This window comes from Arcicella rosea (assembly GCF_040543805.1).
GTDB lineage: Bacteria > Bacteroidota > Bacteroidia > Cytophagales > Spirosomataceae > Arcicella > Arcicella rosea.
Genome location: NZ_JBEUMS010000010.1, coordinates 17753 through 36392 on the forward strand (window position 1 = coordinate 17753; position 18640 = coordinate 36392).

Consider the following 18640-nt stretch of genomic DNA (forward strand, 5'->3'; position numbering starts at 1 on the left):
AAAGTATAGAATAACTCTAAAGCAATTATCTAAAGTATTCAAAAGAGTCAAACCCATGAAACGAATAAATTACCTCACTCTAGTCTTGTTGTTTTCTACTGTTACGGTTTTAGCACAACGACCGCCGTCAATTAGTTCACCAGATGTACATGCTGATAATAGTGTCACTTTTAGATATTTTTCTAAAAGTGCACAGAAAGTCACACTTGTTGGTGAGTTTTTAGCCAATCCTGTTGCCTTAAAAAAAGATACTTCGGGAATTTGGAGCGTAACTGTACCAGCAATTAAGCCAGATATCTATCCTTATAGTTTTTTTGTAGATAGCGTACAAATAGCCGACCCGAACAATACTTATATCTTTGCCAACGAAAGATTCAAGCGAAGTATTGTAGATATTAAAGGCGACAAACCACTTGTTCATTCTCTTCAAAATGTACCTCATGGCAAAATTAATTATTGTTATTATCAATCATCAAGCTTAGGGACTACCCGTCAATTGCTTGTATATACTCCCCCAGGCTATGATGCTTTTTCTGGTAATAAATATCCAGTTTTATACTTGATACATGGTGGTTCTGATACAGAAGAAACATGGACAAAGGTTGGGCGTGCAAACTTTATAGCCGATAACCTCATTGCAGCAGGAAAAGCTAAACCCATGATTATTGTAATGCCCTATGGTAATGTCAGACCAGCCCCAATGCCAGACTTCACCAAAGATGTTATCAATGACATCATTCCGTATGTAGAAAAAAATTATTCTGTACTAACGGATAGTAAAAATCGTGCAGTAGCTGGTTTTTCTGTAGGAGGGGGGCAAACGCTTAATATTGGACTTACTAATACGGATAAGTTCGCATATATCTGTTCTTATGCACCTTATACTGCAACGGAAGAATTTAAAAAGAATTTTACTGACTGGAGTCCAGATGCTACTAAAATGAATAAGCAATTAAAATTATTTACGATAAGCGTGGGAACAGAAGATTTTTTATACGAAAGTGTAAAGCAGAACATTGCTATGTTTCAAGAAAAAAAAATCAAATTAGCACCTTTTATAGTATCGGGTGGGCATACTTGGATGAACTGTAAGCTGTTTTTAGCCAACACTTTACCACAACTCTTTAAATAAAAGTATCATTCATTTGCTTTAATGGAAACACTGAGACAGCTTATATATTTAGTTTAAAAACAACATAATCAACCTTTTAACAACACAAGTATGAAAAAAACAATAGTAAGTTTTTCTATATTCTTTTTAATAAACCTAATGGTTTATGCACAGAAAATAGAAAAAGAAGGTCCTAAAGGCTTCGACCAAGTAAAAACTGGGATTGCTACAGGTAAATTAGATACCATAAAGTACGATTCTAAAACCGTAGGTACTACTCGAAAAGCCTTAGTATATACACCACCAGGATTTAATAAAAAAACAAAATACCCTGTATTATATCTTTTGCACGGCATTGGTGGCGATGAAAAAGAGTGGCTCAACGGTGGTAAACCTCAGGTAATTTTAGATAATTTATATGCAGAAGGAAAAATACAACCAATGATTGTGGTCATGCCTAATGGACGTGCGATGAAAGACGACCGTGCCGTTGGCAATATCATGGCTCCTGACAAAGTACAGGCTTTTGCTACTTTTGAAAAAGATTTATTGAACGACCTGATTCCTTTTATTGAAAAAAATTATCCGACTTTAACAGACCGTGAAAACCGTGCGATTGCTGGGCTTTCGATGGGTGGCGGGCAATCGCTTAATTTTGGATTAGGGAATTTAGACAAATTTGCATGGGTTGGCGGTTTTTCGTCTGCTCCCAATACTAAAGTTCCTCAAGAATTAGTTCCGAATCCTGAGGATGCTAAAAAGAAACTTAAACTCCTTTGGATTTCGTGTGGTGATAACGACGGATTGCTTTCTTTTAGCAAACGTACACACGATTATTTATACCAAAACGATGTTCCGCATATTTACTATCTTGAACCTGGAGTACATGATTTCAAAGTTTGGAAAAACGGTTTGTATATGTATTCACAGTTTTTGTTCAAGCCTGTTGATGTTTCATCTTTTAATAAATATACTATTTTGGGTACTCCTGCCAGCACCAATATTCGTAATAATCAGTATCCTCAGGTTCTGCCAGATAATCGTGTAGTTTTCAAAGTAAAAGCACCGAATGCCCAAAAAGTGCAAATTGATTTGGGTAAAAAATACGACATGGTAAAAGACACCAGCGGTGTGTGGAATGTCACAACCGATTCTATTAGTCGTGGTTTTCATTATTATTCATTAGTGGTGGATGGCGTGGCCCTTGCCGACCCTGCCAGCGAAACGTTTTACGGAATGAGTCGCCAAGCAAGTGGTATTGAAATTCCTTACAAAGAAGGTGGTTTTTACGCCCTAAAAGACGTTCCTCATGGCGATGTTCGTATCAAAAAATACTTCTCAAAAGCTAGCAACTCATGGCGTGAAATGTATGTTTATACTCCGCCAGGATATGATAAATCAACCGAAAAATATCCAGTTTTGTATCTATTGCATGGTGGTGGCGAAGACCAACGTGGCTGGGCGACACAAGGGCGCACCGACCTCATTCTGGATAATTTAATAGCTGAACAAAAAGCAAAACCAATGGTAATTGCCATGCTTGATGGCAATTTTTATGGAAATGGCGGCGGAATAGCTGGCTTTGGAGAACCTCAACTTAAAGCTTTTGAAAATGAATTGAAAAATGGCGCTATTCCTTTTATAGAAAGTAATTTCAAAGTAGAAACCGATGCTCAACATAGAGCTTTGGCGGGGCTTTCGATGGGAGGCTTACAAACACTTTATGCAGGTATCAAAAATACTAATATGTTCTCTTACTTGGGGGTATTCAGTTCGGGATGGTGGGCAAACAACCCTAAATTATCTGATCCTCAATATGATTTTATGAAAAACAATGCTACGACCATCAATACCAATCTAAAAGAATTTTGGATTTCGATGGGAGGGAAAGAAGATATTGCTCAAGCAAATTGCCAAATTATGTTGAAAAAATTTGATGATATGGCTGTCAAATACAAATACAGTGAATACGCTGGCGGTCATACTTGGCCCGTTTGGAGACATGACATTTTCCAGTTTTCACAGTTACTATTTAAGTAAGTTTTAAATAATCAATATCCAATAAATCGAAAAGAAATATTGGATATTGATTATTGATAAAATCTTTCTGGAATAACATTTTACTTCGTTTCCAGTACTCATTTTATCGAAAATTGATAGATTGTTATTGAGTTGAAAGTCTCATCGGGTCTTAATACTGTACTTGGAAAAGCAGGCTGATTGGGAGCATCTGGAAAATGTTGGGTTTCAACACAAAATGCAGAACGATAAATATAAGGCTCTCCTTTTTTACCAATAATACTTCCATCAAGATGATTGGCTGTATAAAATTGCATTCCGGGTTCAGTTGTAAATACTTCCATCATTCGTCCACTAATAGGTTCGTAAATCGTAGCGGCTTGCTTAAGTTTTCCTTCATTATCTTGTTCTCTTATCACAAAACAATGGTCGTAACCTTCTCCTAACACAATTTGTTCATCAGTTGTATCATTGATTCGCTCGCCAATGGTATGAAAATCCGTAAAATCAAAAGGAGTATCTTTCACCCATCTCATTTCGCCAGTTGGTACGATATTGCTATCAACAGGTAAGAATTTATCCGCATATAATTTCACTTGGTGCGCCATAATGTCGCTTCCGCCACTTAAATTAAAGTATGAATGATTCGTGATATTCAGCACGGTAGCCTTGTTGGTTTTACCTTTATATTTAATCTTTAATTCATTGTCATTCGTCAAAGTAAAAGTAACTTCCAACGAAAGTTCTCCGGGAAATCCTTCATCTCCATCTGGTGAAACGTGCGAAAAAGATAATGAAGTTTCTTCTCCTTCAACCATTTCAATCATTTCCCAAATTGCCTTGTCAAACCCAATTAAACCTCCATGAAGTGTGTTTGGTCCATTATTTTTAGCTAAAGTAAAGGTTTCTCCATCTAATGAAAAGGAAGCATTTCCAATTCTATTTCCATAGCGACCAATGGTTGCGCCAAAATAAGGAACACCTTTCAAATAGCCTTCTAATGTATTACAACCATGTGTAATTTCATCAGAAAGCCCATTTTTGTCAGGTGTGAAAATGGAAACAATCGTTGCTCCAAAGTCTGTTATTTTTACAATAATACCGTTGGCGTTTTTCAAGGTATATAAAGATGTTTTTCGCCCATCTGGCATTTGTCCAAAATGTTCTACTTCTATTGCTGATTGTTTCATTTTCTGTTTCTTGTTAAAATTTAACCCTTTTGAGGTAATGTTCCGTAAAACTATTATGCAAGAATCTTTTCTATTTCCGCTAATTCAGAATCATCAAAATGCTTATTATCAACGGCTTTCAAAGAATCTAATAATTGTTCTACTTTACTTGCGCCAATAAGTACTGTTGTTACTCTTGCGTCTTTCAACAACCATGCAATCGCCATTTGTGCCAAACTTTGACCTCTTCTTTCAGCAAGAATATTGAGTTCTTGAACTTTTGAAATGGTTTGTGTATCTACTTGGTCTTCTTGTAAAAAGCCTGTCGATTTTGCAGCACGAGAATTTTGAGGAATACCTTTCAAATATTTATTGGTTAATAAACCTTGTGCCAAAGGTGAGAAAGGAATACAACCCACACCACTTTCGCCCAAAACATCTAGTAATCCTTCTTCTGGGTCTCTTACAAGCATAGAGTATTTTGGTTGATGAATAAGACAAGGCGTTCCTAAACTTTTTAAAATACTTAAAGCTTCTTTCGTTTGGTCTGCATCATAATTTGAAATGCCCACATAAAGTGCTTTCCCTTGACGAACGAGTGAATCTAAAGCCCCCATAGTTTCTTCCATCGGAGTATTTGGGTCTGGTCTGTGCGAATAAAAAATGTCAACATAGTCCAAGCCCATTCTTTTGAGGCTTTGATTACAACTAGCAATCAAGTATTTACGTGAACCCCATTCTCCATAAGGACCAGGCCACATATCATATCCAGCTTTTGAAGAAATAATCAGCTCGTCACGATATGGCATAAAATCTTTCTTCATCAACAGCCCAAAATTTTCTTCTGCTGAACCATAAGGAGGACCATAATTATTGGCAAGGTCGAAATGAGTAATACCTTTATCGAATGCTGTTCTAAGGATTGCTCTATAGTTTTCAAAAACATCAACTCCACCGAAATTATGCCATAATCCTAATGAAATTTCAGGTAATTGAATGCCACTTTTGCCACATCTTCTGTAGGCAATTTGCTCGTAACGATTGTCTGCTGCTTTGTACATTGATTGTTTAATTGTTTTATGGAATCAGTATTTGGCTGAGGTTCTTTAGTAGTTTTCTAAGAAATTTATGATACTTTTCTTTAAATTAGAAAATCCCTATTTTTGAATTTGAGCCAATACTTCTGAATTTTGAATGTATATTTATTAAAATTATATCATGCAAAATTCAAGGAAAAACGAATGCTTTAGTCAACTTGCCGATTGTTTATTTACGACAACGTTGTCGTAAATACTCGTTAATTTTAGCAATTGTTTTACCAAATTTATACTTGCATTAACCCACAAAAATGAATCTTAAAATACTTGCCAAAGAACTCAATCTGTCTTTTTCAACAGTATCCAAAGCTTTAAGAGATAGCCATGAAATTAGCCCAGCTACCAAACAAAGAGTACTGGAAAAAGCTAAAGAATTGAATTATCAGGTAAATCCATTAGCAAGTAATTTTCGAAAGCAAAAAAGTAAAACTATTGCTGTAATTATTCCCGAAGTTGTCAACGATTTTTTTGGACCAGTAATCAATGGTATCGAATCTATCGCTCAAGAAAAAGGCTATCATGTTTTAATTTATTTGACTCATGACAGCATGCAAAAGGAATTAGAGATTAGTAAGTTATTACAAAACGGGCGAGTTGATGGCATTATGATTTCATTAGCAAGTCAGACATCCAATACTGACCATCTAAATATTTTAAAAGAAAAAGAAATTCCCCTCGTTTTTTTTGATAGAATAGCTAGCCAAGTAGGCACTCCTGTAGTGATTACTGATGATTATCATTGTGGATTTATCGCAACCGAACACCTCATTACCAATGGATGTAAGCGCATCGCATTCCTGACAATTTCGGAAAACCTTTCTATCAGTAATGATAGAAAAAATGGCTATCTGGATGCCTTGAAAGCGAATAATATCAAGCATGACCAATCCTTAATCCGCTTTTGTAATGAAGATGACATAAGTAACAAAGACAATATAAAAAGTTTATTCAGCAGTAATGTTCAACCTGATGGTATTTTTGCTTCTGTTGAAAAATTGGCAGTAGCCACCTATCAAATATGCGAAGAATTAGCCTTAAATATTCCCAAAGATGTTAAAGTAATCACTTTTTCTAATTCGTACATGGCAGCTTTATTAAATCCACCACTTAGCACGATTACTCATCCAGCTTTTGAAATGGGAAGAGAATCAGCTACTATTCTATTTAAATTAATTGAGAAAAAAGGACTCAACCGTATCCCTGAAAAAACAGTATTGAAATCCAATTTAATCATTAGAGCTTCGTCTGTCAGATAGTTCACAATTAGCTTTAACGTTTCTTGTCTGGGAATTTGTAATCCAATTACGGATAGAATATAGAAGCTGTGACCTTAATTTAAAAATCCAACTAGATGAACGTGTTGACCTGAGGTATTAAAGTGCAATTATCGTTTATATGTCAAGTAAAATCAGTAGCATCTTCCGTAGTTTTTATCGGTGTAATTGTCAGTTTTATCGTAATAAATCATGATAATTTTACGATGTGCTTTTTAAAAAGATATATTTTAAACTAATAATTACAAGCCATGGAATTAACGAACGACCCTAAAAATTCAAATTCTCCCGAAGAGAAAAAGTTCTCTGATGCTGAAAAAAAAGAGAATGTGAGCTCTTTAAACAACTCTCAGGAAAAGTCTATTATAGTAGATGATGTAGAGCTGAATGAAGAGCAGTTGGATATTATATCGGGGGGAGGTGAAGGTGTGCTTATTAAGACAGGAGGATGAGATTTTGGTTTGAAATGATTTTGGGTTAAACGCATATGTTCTATGAATATATGCGTTTTTAGATATTTGAGTAACCGAAATTTTTAAATCAATGAAAAACTACTGTGCATATTTTTTATTCCTAATAATTCTATTCATTGCAATAGAGGAGAAAGGGTATGGACAACAATCTGTGAAAATCAATAAAATCTCAAAATCTAAAGTAATAGCGGATAGTCTTTATGCTCTTGGTTCAAAGTATGATGAAATAGGAAACTCAAAAAAGGCTTTAGCCCTTTATGAAAATAGTTTGAACATTTATCAAAGCATTAAGGAGAATCAAAAAATAGGAGACTGCTTCAATAGCATTGGGACAATATATTATTTTAGAGGTGATTATTTTAAAACTTTATTTTTTTTTAAAGAAAGTTTAGGATGGCAAATAAAAGCAAAAAATAAAAAAGGAATAGCAGATATTCTTAACAATATCGGAGTTATATATTACAGTCTTGGAAATTACCTCAAAGCAGTAGAATATTATAGACAGGCAATTGTTATTCAAGAAGAAATAGGCAATAGAAAAAATGTAGCAACCATTACCGAGAATATTGGAGCTATTTATTCTAAAGTAAAAGACTATACGAATGCTATGAGGTATATCAATAAAGCCTATGCTATCTTCAAAAGCATTAATGATAGAAAAGGCATTGCCAAAATGCTCATTGAAATAGGATATATTTCTATGGAAAAAGGGGATTTTGATAAAGCCTTCGAGGATTTTAATCAATCATTAAAAATTGCAGTTGAAGAAAAAGACAAACAGTTAGAATTAGAAGTACTATCAAATTTAGGAGAGTTATTTTACAAACAATCAGATTTTCAAAAGGCTCAATATTATTACAATCTTTGTTTCCAATATGCCAAAGAAATTGATAATCTGCGATATAAAAGTGTGTCTCAGATTGCCATTGGTAATATATTCCATCAATTAAAGAAGGACAACAAAGCAATTGAAAAATGTAGCACTGGATTAAAATTGGCTGAAAAATTGGGAGCAATTTCTGAAAAAAAAGATGCCTGTGAATGCTTGTATAAATCATATAAATCTTTAGAAAATAGTACGCTAGCGCTTCAATATTATGAAAAATCAAATGCTTTTAAAGATAGTTTAAAGGCTGAAGAAGCTTCCAACAGGATGATGAATATGGAATTCCAAAAACAGCAATTGATGGATAGTATTGTGTATGTGAAGAAACAAAATATCATCGAACAAAAACATAAGGAAGAGATACAAAAAAAGGAAAAGCAAAGAAATATCATTATCGCTTCGCTATGTTTTACCCTTGTTGTTGCTGTTGGCTTATGGAGTAGCTTAAATTTTGTAAGAAAGTCAAAAAAGGCTTTAGGTATTGAAAAAAATCGTTCTGAAGCATTATTACTGAATATACTTCCAGCAGAAATAGCAGAAGAATTAAAGCAAAAAGGGAGTGTGAATGCCCGAGACTTTAGTTTGGTCTCAATACTTTTTACAGATTTCAAATCCTTTACACAAACGGCAGAAAAAATGACTCCTCATCTTTTGGTCGAAGAAATAAATGTATGTTTTAAAGCATTTGATTTGATTTCAGAAAAGTACAAAATTGAAAAAATAAAGACTATCGGAGATGCCTATATGGCAGCAGGAGGTATTCCACATCCTGATGAAAATTCATTAAAAAACATTGTGTTGGCTGGTTTAGACATGCAAGCCTTTGTAATTCAAAGAGCCATTGAAAATAAGCAGTATCAGAAGCCTTTCTTCGAGATGCGTCTGGGCATACACGTAGGACCAATCGTAGCGGGAATTGTTGGTGTTAAGAAATTTCAGTACGATGTTTGGGGTGATACTGTAAATACTGCCAGCAGAATAGAAAGCAACGGAATGGTAGGGAAAGTAAACATCAGCGAGTCGTTATATCACCTAATTAAGGATGAAGAATGTTTTACCTTTGAATATAGAGGAAATATAATAGCGAAAGGCAAGGGAGAAATTGCCATGTATTTTGTAGAAAGAAACGACTATACACTTGAGGATGCTAACAGTGTCTTAGTTACAGAAAATAATACATTTTAACACTAAAAATCTTTGACAGGCTTAGTAAAGATTGTCTCATGAAGTTTGAAAAATACTTAGTGGGATACGCTATAAATACCGCTTCATTTTGAGCAGAATTTTGGCTTCATATAAATCTAATTTATATTTTATTTGACAGATACCTTCATCATCGAAGGTATCTGTTTTTGTTTATTATCCATTGTCTTTTTTGACGGAATATTTGGCAATTTCATCAAGAAAATCTGCTCTACTTTTACCATATAAAAAAACAAAACATAAGTTATTTATACAAAATTAGTAAGCTATCCAAATAGAGTTATTTCTTATATAACTCTAACAATCAATTGATTATCACATAAAATTCGTTTTTAATAATTAATAAATCAAGATATAAAACAAAAAATGAATTGGCTGTTTTGTAGGTTTTTTTGGCAAATTTATCAGTAAATACTCTCCTAATTTTACATCATACTAATAAGCGATATGGAACAGAAAAAGCAAGAAATCATACAAGCTGTTATTTCTAAATCTTGGGAAGATTCAACTTTTAGAAAAGAATTAATAGCCAATCCTGTATCAGCAATTGAGAAACTAACGGGTGTGAAAATTGTAATCCCAGAAGGAAAAACATTGGTAATTTCAGATCAAACAGACAAGTCTAAAATCTACCTTAATATACCATCCGAACCTGAAATTGAGAACATGGAACTTACCGAAGAACAGCTTGAATCAATTGCAGGAGGTGGACAACCAATTTGGGAGAGTTTGATTAAGAATTTATTTGCAGGGATAACTGAACACATTAAAATTCAATAAATCATGGAATTCACACAAGAGCAAAAACTGTACGCAGAAATTGTACAGAAAGCATGGGAAAGTCCTGAATTCAAAAATGAATTGATGACCAATCCTTTAGGAGCCATTGAAAATCATTTAGGTCAGAAAATTAATCTACCCGCAGGGAAAAAGTTAGTCGTTCGAGACCAAACTGACGAAGCTACAGTTTATATCAACATTCCTGCTAAACCAAACCTAGAAGATGTAGAATTAGATGAAGAGCAATTAGAAGCCGTGGCAGGAGGAAAAGATGAGAATGGATTAACCAATTTAATTCATTTTATTTTCAACCCTAAATATTTCTCATAGAAAACGATACTTAAAACAAATAAACACACAACAACTATGGAATTCACACAAGAACAAAAAACGTACGCTGAAATCGTGCAAAAAGCATGGGAAAGCCCTGAATTCAAAAATGAATTGGTGGCAAACCCAGTAGCAACTATTGAGAAATTAACGGGTAATAAATTGAATCTACCAACAGGTAAAACCTTGGTAGTGAGAGATCAAACTGATGATTCTACAGTTTATATCAATATCCCAGCCCAACCAAAAAATACTGCTGATGTGGAGCTGAATGAGGAACAATTGGAACTTGTGGCTGGAGGAGTTTGGGAAGGAATAGATGGTGGTGGATGCACAACAGGAGGTCCTTTTAGCAATCCAATTGAAGAAATTCTAAAACCTCTCACTACGTTTCCAACTCGTTAACACATAGTATTTCTCTTAAAATTTTAAATTAATAACAATTAAATATTAAAATCATGGACATTACACAAGGACAAAAAGTGTACGGTGAAATCGTACAAAAAGCATGGGAAGACTCTCAATTTAAAAATGATTTGATCGCTAATCCCATTGAAACGATTGAAAAGTTTACAGGGAATAAAGTCAATTTGCCTAAAGGACAGACTTTGGTTGTAAAAGACCAAACAGATGAATCATTAGTGTATATAAATATTCCAAGAAAAGTTAGTATCGATGAAATGGAATTAACTGATGAACAGTTGGAAATGGTTGCGGGAGGTACTGATGTTCTTTTTTGGGGTGGCGTTGGGATAGGTTGTGCGGTCGCTGCTGCATTCATAGCTGGGCGTGAAAAATAATAATAATAAACTTTTAAACCTTTACAATTATGATAACTCAAGAACAACAAAAACAAGGTGCAGAATTATTGAAAACTCTTGCACAGAAAGCATGGGAAAGTTCGGCTTTTAAAGAGCAACTAATAGAAAACCCTATCTCTACAATTGAATCAGTTACTGGGCAGAAGATGCAATCAGATATCAAGATTATAGTAGAGGATCAAACGGATACTTCAAAAATATATTTGAACATTCCAAGAAAAATTGAGATTGACGAATTAGAATTAACCGATGAGCAGTTGGAAACGGTTGCAGGTGGTACTGATTTAATTACAGGTATAGCACTTGGCGTTATACTTGTTGCCGGAGCTTATTATGCTGGTAAAGGTTCTCATTGATTTTACTTGATGCTTTTTGATTGCCACGAATGCACTAATATTTGACGATAATTATTAGTGTATTTGTGGAAAAAATTGAAGACCAAGTAAAATCATAAGTAACTGGATAGTGCAATTTAAGACATCCTAATTCAAGAAAACTTTGCCCTCTTTTGTTGCTCAAAGGTATTTATGAAGCATCCGTTCTAAATCACTAGAAAAATAATATCGTTATGTTGGCGGTAAGCATAAAAATACTAACAAAATAAAAATATTAACAAAATGAAAATGGAACTCAAAAAAGACAATTTTAGCGACATGGGAACAGAAGATTTAATCAAAAAGAAAAAATCTACTTCTTTCGCTTTTGGTTTATTTGTAGGAGCTTTAACGGTACTACTTATTATCACTATATTTCAGACAATCAATAAAGGGGTTACACCTTTACTTGCTGTTCCATTTGCACTTTTACCCCTTTTGATTCTAGTTTATAGTCAAGTCAGTTCTATAGATAAAGAGTTAAAAAGTAGAAATTCAAACTAATAATCTAAGAACAATAAGTTTAATTGCTTCGACTGACAATTTACTGCAGTCTCTAACGATTTTTGAGCTTATTTTTCCGATTATGTTACGGGCGGACGGTTTTCAATTCCCTACCTGATACAGACCCTGCTAGTTAAATGCAGTTATACTATGTCTTTTAATCCCTGTTGGGGTTTATATAAAAATAGGTATGCTTGTAATATTTTTCACTACTTGTGTACTATCAATAGAAAACTATTTCCTATAACTTCCAGAAGGCTTCTAAAAATTTCTGGAAGTTTCATTTTAGAAGGCTCTTGTGTATAATTTATTTCAAGCATTAGAAACTATGGGGTTAGTTTATATGGGTCTTTTTATCTGAAATATTATAATTTTCAGATAAATGCTTATTACGTTTTACGAAGATATTATTTGTTACTTTAAATTTTAACAAATGGAAACACATAACGAAATTCAAACTGAATTGAAAAATTTCTCCGATTTAATTCAGCCGATTAATATAGAAGATTTTGCAGCTAATTATTGGGAAAAGCAAGTTTTACATATCCAAAGAAATAACCCTGATTTCTTTTTTTCACTATTCTCAATTGAAGACTTGGACAAGGTTTTAGAATATAATCGACCACATGGTAGTAGTTTGAAAGTTGTGAAAAGTAATCAGCCAATGAATTCAACTGTTTACGAAAATCAAGATGGAAGTTTAAACTTGAATCAGCTTTATACTGCCTATGCTGATGGATATAGCATATTAATTAATGGAATTCAGCGTTTTTGGGAGCCAATTAAAATGCTTATGGAAAGTTTAAGGAATGATATAAGTCATAATGCGTCTGCAAACCTTTATTTAACTCCAGAAAACGAAAAAGCCTTTTCCCCTCATTATGATTCGCATGATGTTTTTGCCTTACAAATTTCAGGTGAAAAACATTGGATATTGTATGATGAGACTCATCTCAAAACACCTCTTTTAAATAGCTATCAACCTACTTTTCAAAGAGAGCAACTAACTGGTGCAAGAGAAATTACTATGCGTGCAGGGGATATTTTGTATATGCCACGAGGTGTTCCTCATGAGGCATACACAATTGATAAATCCTCTATGCACATTACTGTCGGTATTCAATCTGTACAATGGATTGATTTTATCACGAAATCGTTATTAAATCTAAGCCAAAAACACATAGAACTGCGTAAAGCACTTCCTATTGGTTTTTTGAATTCTGATAATGAAAACCTATTATCTACTGACGAAGAATTAGACTTTATTAATATCTTACAACAAGTCTTTCAGAAGGAAAATATTGCTGGTTCTTTAAACATTTTAGGAGAAGAGTTCAGAACAAAAGAGCAACCAAAGCCAGACGGGCATTTTTCAAGTTTAGATAGACTGAATCATATCCATTTAGAATCACAGCTATCTAAACGAGAAGGATTGACCTCAAAAGTAACGAATAGTGCTTCAGGGGCAAGAATTTCGTTCCAAGGAAATACCATAAAAGGACCTTCGCAAATTGTAAATACATTAGTGTTTATTTCAGAACAAAAAGGTATTTTCTCAGTCAAAGATATTCCATTTTTAAATAATGAAAATAAATTAAAATTAGCGAAAAGGCTTGTGAGAGGCGGGTTACTTAAAGTTTTAAATTAGGTATGCACTTATCTCGATGATTTACAATAAATCATCGAGATAAGTGCAATTGGGTTTTCATAGTAAGAATCTCTCTAACAACTCCAACGATATTTTTTAACAATAATGTTTTATTCCCGATATAATCAAGATTAAGATATTCCACCACCTCTTTGAATTATTAATACTCAAAAATGACATTTTAACATCTGCTTTTATCGTAATAAAATGACGAATCAAGCCCCATATTTAATAAAGGATAATTTCAAAACAATTCCGTTTGTTGAAATTCTTTTATCCTATACTGAAAGTTTTACAAATAATTCTTTCTTGGACTTATCATCTCATCTAAAAAATAAATTAGAGGCGCTATTATTAGAAGATTTGAGTTATTCGGCAGAAGTTACATTACAGTCGGAATTAGATAATTTTATTGAAAAAGGGAACATAAACTATGATGAATTTACAGAAAAAATGGTCTTATCATTAGCATCTGATTATCCTGTTTTAGATAAAATTCTAAAGATAAAGACCACTAATTTTTCAAATCATATTCATAATATTATTTCTCATTTTCAAGAAGATTTTGAAAATATAGCATCTATATTCAACCTAAGAGACATCAAGATTGTAGATATTGACGTAAGTCTCGGTGATGGACACAATGGCGAGGGCACTTCCTTAGTGTATTTGTCAGATGGAACAAAGCTGATATACAAACCGAGAAATATAAAAATAACTAATTCATATAATTCTTTCATTGATTGGATTAATTGCAAATTAAAGACAGACCTAAAAACTTTTAAAGTGTTGGATTGTGGTAGTTATGGCTGGATAGAATTTGTACATTACGAAGAAGTTGCCTTAGAACAGGATTTAGGAGAATACTACTACAAAGCTGGGATGTTATTAGCTGTTACCTTACTTTTGGGTAGCAGAGATTGTCATCGTGAGAATTTAATTGCATCAAATAAAAATCCTGTCATAATTGATCACGAAACTATTATTCAGCCATTCTTTAACGATAAATCTTTTCGTTCATGGGATGATCAGTTCAAAATTCCTCCTTTTTCAGTATTAGAAAATGTTTTGATTGTTAATCCCGATACAGGAGCACCATTACACAATGTTGGCTACGGAGTAAATGGGTATGTCGATGTAACAGAGTTACAGACAATCGTGGTAAATCCCAATACCATAAATTCTAAGAGGATGACTCGTTTTGCTACAAAAGAAATAATAGCTAAAAATATTCCTGTATTTCAGGGGAAGTACATTTTGGTAAGTGATTACAAAGAGTATTTCATTGATGGGTTTTCTTCTACCTACGATATTATTTTAAATTCAAAAAAGGAATTAACATCTAATAATTTCTTATTACAATTATTTCAAAATAATGAAGTTCGCTATGTTTGGCGACCAACCTTTATATATTTCAAAATTTTAAAGTATATGAGAGCAGCATCTTTCATGTCAAATTTTGACGAATATAACTCAAAGCTACGCTATTTATTATCGAAAGCTTTTCAAGGAGAAAATATGGAAAAATATAGGTTTATTCTTGATTATGAAATGAAACAAATGCTTAATGGAGACATACCCATTTTCAACTTGAAAAGTGAAGATAATTTTTTGGAAGGGAATGACTCCTTAAAAATATTTGAACACAATTGTATAGAAAATATCTATCATAGATTAGACCTATTTTCTCTTGAACATAAAAAAGAACAGTTAATGTATATTACACGTTGGGTAAATATTTAAAGAATTTATTTGTAATAATATGGGAGCAACTATTGAAATACAAGATAAACTAACCGTTTCTTCTGATTCAACTCATTACAAATGTTTAAATTGTGATAGTGTTGTTGAAAACAATTTTTGTTCATTTTGTGGACAAAAGACCTCTACGCATAGATTTTCTTTGCAGCATTTCTTTGTACACGATTTTGTGCATGGAGTTTTTCACTTTGATAAAGGCTTTCCACACACGATTAAAGAACTCTTTACCAGACCGGGACACAGTATCAGAGAATTCATACAGGGGAGGAGAATAAATCATTTTAATTACTTCGCATTTATACTCGTAATCATTGCGATTAATCATTATCTTGGTACTTTGTCTAACATCAATAGAGATGAGCTTTACGAAGCTAAATTTGCTGGTTTTCAAAAAGTAGTTAAGGAATATTATAAAGTTGTAGCACTTGCAGGTATCCCTTTATTTGCTTTAACAAGCTATTTACTATTTAGGAAAAGTCGCCAAAACTACACGGAGCACTTGGTATTAAATATTTATAGGTTGAGTGCATATTTGATAATGTCCACCGTATTAGTAATTATTTCATTGTTTTATAGCAACATGTCAGGTTTGCGCATTATGAATCAGGGACTTGCAGTTTCAGAAATTATTTATTCCTCTTGGTTTTTTTACCAATATTTTTCAGTTTTTGGCTACAAGAAATGGATACTTTTGCTCAAAAGTATGCTAACGGCTTTTATCTTGATAACCATTAATAATGGATTAATTGCTTATGCCGTCGAGGAAATTGGGCTATATTTTTTCAAATAAATTATCTTCTGTTTCACTTCTTTTTCTGCTTCATAAAGCCACTCAAAAATTCAATGACTTTCAGCCGATAAGATTCTCCCACTAATACACTTTTGTTATTTTCGAGGATAAGTTCATTTCCTTCCAAACCCGAAATCTTTTCGACTGCAACAAGATATGATTTTTGAACCCTCATAAATTTCTCAGAAGGCACTAATTCTTCAAAATCTCGAATGGTTAAATAGGTAACAACTTTTTCATTAATGGTATGAATAGTTATATAATTGCCTGCCCCTTCTACGTAAACAATATCGTTGTATAAAATTCTCTTTAGTTTATTTTTAGATTCAAGTTTTACAAAAATATAATCTCCTTTAGCATCTGAATTTTCCTTTGTCGTAGCATTAAAAATTTTTTGAACTACTTTTAAAAACCTTTCAAAACGAATTGGTTTTGAAAGAAAATCAAAAATCTCATTTTCATAGCCATCTGCAGCATAGCCACGATTCGCACTTGTAATGACGACTTTACTCTTATTTGTAATGCCAGAGAGCAACTCTAAACCAGTTATTTTAGGCATTTCAACATCCAAAAAAATTATATCATAATCCCCTTCATTTATTAGTTTTAGGCCAACAATTGGGTCGTTGGTAGTATTTCCTAATTTTAGAAAACTAACATTACTAATATAGTCGGTAAGTAGCTCTATGGCATGGTTTTCATCATCAATGATTAAGCAATTCAGCATTTTATGTTGGCATTAAAGGTGGAAAATCAAGCGTTAAATGGATTGGATGGCGGTTTAGTATTTTTTATTTTATTTAAAATTAGTATTTTATGTTCTTATTTTAATAGAGAAAGTGAAATTTTTAATATTAAACATCAATTTAAAGCACTTAACTATTTAATTGTTGATTTATCAATAATTAAATCTAATATGTAAACCATCTGATTGAGTAATAACTAATAAGCTTTTTTGTTTAATGCCTCAAATCAAGAGAAAAGTGAACAACATACTCGTCACCTTCAATTCTATTTGACAAAAAGAACTTACCTGGATACTTTATCGCTAACCTCTTCTGGGTGTTGGCAATCCCGATTTTGTTTGATTTTTTGTAGGGAGAGATTTGTTGGATTACATTTTTGCAGTAAAAAGTCAGTTTATCGTCATCAATTTCTATTTTGATTGTTATTGGTCTTTCTGCATTATTTCTATCTCCATATTTAAAAGCATTTTCAATAAATGTTAAGAGTATCAATGGGAGTATTTGGTCTGCTGAATCAGGGCTACCAATTATATGGTAGTCGATGATAAAATCATAGCCATATCTGTATTTTTCTAACTCAATAAATCTTCCAACATTTCTGAGTTCTTCTTCCAAAGGTACTTCATCGTCTGATTTAGAAGCTCCAGTTGAATACGACATTATTTCAGATAGTAGCATAATAATTTCTGCGGCATCAGGTGATTGTTTATACACTTTGGTATAAACAGAACTAAGCACATTATAAACAAAGTGTGGGCTAATTTGCTGTCTGAGAAAATCTAATTCAAGTTTGTTCAAGAGTAATTTATATTCAAAAAGCTCGATTGCCATTCTTTTATTTTCTCTTTCTTTCTCTATTCCATGTATAGCATACCAATAGCCAAAACTCAGCAAAAAGTATTGTGTGGCGAACCATATAGAATCAGAAAAAAATTGATTAGATAAAGATTGATAACCAATATATTCTTCTCCTAATGCAGGCAATAAGTAAAAATCTAATAAATATCTTAGATATATATATATTATTGTTAAAAACAGCATTGCTATAACTTGCCCAAAATATCTTTTTTTAGCCCAAAAATTGGGAATAACCCAATAGATGTTTGCATAAAAAAGAACAGTTGCAACTAACACCATTCTAATCAAGGTGCTTAAAATATCGGTCTGCCCCCCAGTACTTAAATAATAATTAAGATTGGTTAAAGTGAAGTATATGCCCCATGCTAATATATGATAGAAATTTTTTTTTGAGGTCGGTTTATATTGAAGAAAGTTTAAACTTAAAAAGTTGGGCATTTCACATAATATTTTAAAGTGTTCACATAATATTTTTTTGTACAGCATTACTGCCCGTTAATTTTGATTCAGTAAATAAACTAAATCAATTTAACTATGAAAAATTCAACAAAATTATTGTTAATGAAAAGCACAGTGGCTCAATTCAACGGACAAATATCAAAAAAATACGCACACCAAAAAACTTTTACAAATTTTGACACCATAAAGACAACGGGGTTCACAATTAGTGATATTTGATATAAACTACAAGTCTATTATAAAGTCATATTTATTAGTTTTCATTAAAGTTGTGTATTTATTTAAATATTCAGCGAAGTCCTTTAAAACCAAATTTGTTATATCCAGGCAAAAATCA

General features: G+C 32.8%; 19 protein-coding genes. 15 read left to right on the forward strand and 4 right to left on the reverse strand.

From position 1 onward, the window contains the following. Positions 1 to 55: 55 nt before the first annotated feature. Entirely contained in the window at positions 56 to 1132 is a 1077-nt protein-coding gene (locus tag ABID42_RS13995; protein WP_367284170.1) for an esterase, read from the forward strand. A 90-nt stretch (positions 1133 to 1222) separates the two neighbouring features. After that, positions 1223 to 3151, forward strand: coding sequence for an alpha/beta hydrolase-fold protein (locus ABID42_RS14000; protein ID WP_367284171.1), 1929 nt, complete (start codon positions 1223 to 1225; stop codon positions 3149 to 3151). Between the two features lie 98 nt (positions 3152 to 3249). Here ABID42_RS14000 and ABID42_RS14005 read toward each other — a convergent pair whose 3' ends face one another. Beyond that, positions 3250 to 4320: an aldose epimerase family protein gene (locus ABID42_RS14005; RefSeq protein ID WP_367284172.1), complete on the reverse strand. Its 1071-nt coding sequence runs from the start codon at positions 4318 to 4320 to the stop codon at positions 3250 to 3252. 53 nt (positions 4321 to 4373) lie between these two features. Continuing rightward, positions 4374 to 5360, reverse strand: a complete 987-nt coding sequence (gene mgrA / locus ABID42_RS14010) for an L-glyceraldehyde 3-phosphate reductase (RefSeq protein ID WP_367284173.1) — start codon at positions 5358 to 5360, stop codon at positions 4374 to 4376. A 287-nt stretch (positions 5361 to 5647) separates the two neighbouring features. On the opposite strand from mgrA, the gene ABID42_RS14015 reads away from it, so the two are divergent. The 12 genes from ABID42_RS14015 (at position 5648) to ABID42_RS14070 (ending at position 16240) form a co-directional block, all read left to right on the forward strand. Then, positions 5648 to 6652 carry a LacI family DNA-binding transcriptional regulator gene (locus tag ABID42_RS14015; RefSeq protein ID WP_367284174.1) on the forward strand — a complete coding sequence of 335 codons (1005 nt, stop codon included), beginning with the start codon at positions 5648 to 5650 and terminating at the stop codon, positions 6650 to 6652. A 269-nt stretch (positions 6653 to 6921) separates the two neighbouring features. Further along, positions 6922 to 7122, forward strand: a complete 201-nt coding sequence (locus tag ABID42_RS14020) for a hypothetical protein (RefSeq protein WP_367284175.1) — start codon at positions 6922 to 6924, stop codon at positions 7120 to 7122. A gap of 91 nt (positions 7123 to 7213) precedes the next feature. Next, a complete protein-coding gene (locus ABID42_RS14025; protein ID WP_367284176.1) occupies positions 7214 to 9214 on the forward strand; it encodes an adenylate/guanylate cyclase domain-containing protein in 2001 nt (666 codons plus the stop codon). Between the two features lie 465 nt (positions 9215 to 9679). Continuing rightward, complete coding sequence (locus ABID42_RS14030) at positions 9680 to 10012, forward strand: NHLP leader peptide family RiPP precursor (protein ID WP_323259595.1); 333 nt, start codon at positions 9680 to 9682, stop codon at positions 10010 to 10012. Between the two features lie 3 nt (positions 10013 to 10015). After that, positions 10016 to 10342, forward strand: coding sequence for an NHLP leader peptide family RiPP precursor (locus ABID42_RS14035; protein WP_323259597.1), 327 nt, complete (start codon positions 10016 to 10018; stop codon positions 10340 to 10342). A 36-nt stretch (positions 10343 to 10378) separates the two neighbouring features. Next, positions 10379 to 10747: an NHLP leader peptide family RiPP precursor gene (locus ABID42_RS14040; RefSeq protein WP_367284177.1), complete on the forward strand. Its 369-nt coding sequence runs from the start codon at positions 10379 to 10381 to the stop codon at positions 10745 to 10747. Positions 10748 to 10800: 53 nt separating this feature from the next. Then, on the forward strand, positions 10801 to 11142 hold the full coding sequence (locus ABID42_RS14045; RefSeq protein WP_323259601.1) for an NHLP leader peptide family RiPP precursor: 342 nt from the start codon (positions 10801 to 10803) through the stop codon (positions 11140 to 11142). A 29-nt stretch (positions 11143 to 11171) separates the two neighbouring features. Next, positions 11172 to 11519 carry an NHLP leader peptide family RiPP precursor gene (locus ABID42_RS14050; protein ID WP_323259603.1) on the forward strand — a complete coding sequence of 116 codons (348 nt, stop codon included), beginning with the start codon at positions 11172 to 11174 and terminating at the stop codon, positions 11517 to 11519. A gap of 261 nt (positions 11520 to 11780) precedes the next feature. Continuing rightward, positions 11781 to 12041, forward strand: a complete 261-nt coding sequence (locus tag ABID42_RS14055) for a hypothetical protein (protein WP_367284178.1) — start codon at positions 11781 to 11783, stop codon at positions 12039 to 12041. 433 nt (positions 12042 to 12474) lie between these two features. Beyond that, on the forward strand, positions 12475 to 13689 hold the full coding sequence (locus ABID42_RS14060; protein WP_367284179.1) for a cupin domain-containing protein: 1215 nt from the start codon (positions 12475 to 12477) through the stop codon (positions 13687 to 13689). A gap of 207 nt (positions 13690 to 13896) precedes the next feature. Then, the gene (locus ABID42_RS14065) at positions 13897 to 15432 is read left to right on the forward strand and encodes a type 2 lanthipeptide synthetase LanM (protein WP_367284180.1); all 1536 of its coding nucleotides are present in this window, start codon (positions 13897 to 13899) and stop codon (positions 15430 to 15432) included. A 19-nt stretch (positions 15433 to 15451) separates the two neighbouring features. Continuing rightward, positions 15452 to 16240, forward strand: a complete 789-nt coding sequence (locus ABID42_RS14070) for a DUF3667 domain-containing protein (protein WP_367284181.1) — start codon at positions 15452 to 15454, stop codon at positions 16238 to 16240. Positions 16241 to 16253: 13 nt separating this feature from the next. On the opposite strand, the gene ABID42_RS14075 is transcribed toward ABID42_RS14070, so the two are convergent. Further along, positions 16254 to 16967 (reverse strand): LytR/AlgR family response regulator transcription factor, encoded by a 714-nt coding sequence (locus tag ABID42_RS14075; RefSeq protein WP_367284182.1) that lies wholly within the window; start codon positions 16965 to 16967, stop codon positions 16254 to 16256. A gap of 3 nt (positions 16968 to 16970) precedes the next feature. On the opposite strand from ABID42_RS14075, the gene ABID42_RS14080 reads away from it, so the two are divergent. Continuing rightward, on the forward strand, positions 16971 to 17162 hold the full coding sequence (locus tag ABID42_RS14080; RefSeq protein ID WP_367284183.1) for a hypothetical protein: 192 nt from the start codon (positions 16971 to 16973) through the stop codon (positions 17160 to 17162). A gap of 37 nt (positions 17163 to 17199) precedes the next feature. On the opposite strand, the gene ABID42_RS14085 is transcribed toward ABID42_RS14080, so the two are convergent. Beyond that, positions 17200 to 18282: a sensor histidine kinase gene (locus ABID42_RS14085; RefSeq protein WP_367284184.1), complete on the reverse strand. Its 1083-nt coding sequence runs from the start codon at positions 18280 to 18282 to the stop codon at positions 17200 to 17202. Positions 18283 to 18640: the final 358 nt, after the last annotated feature.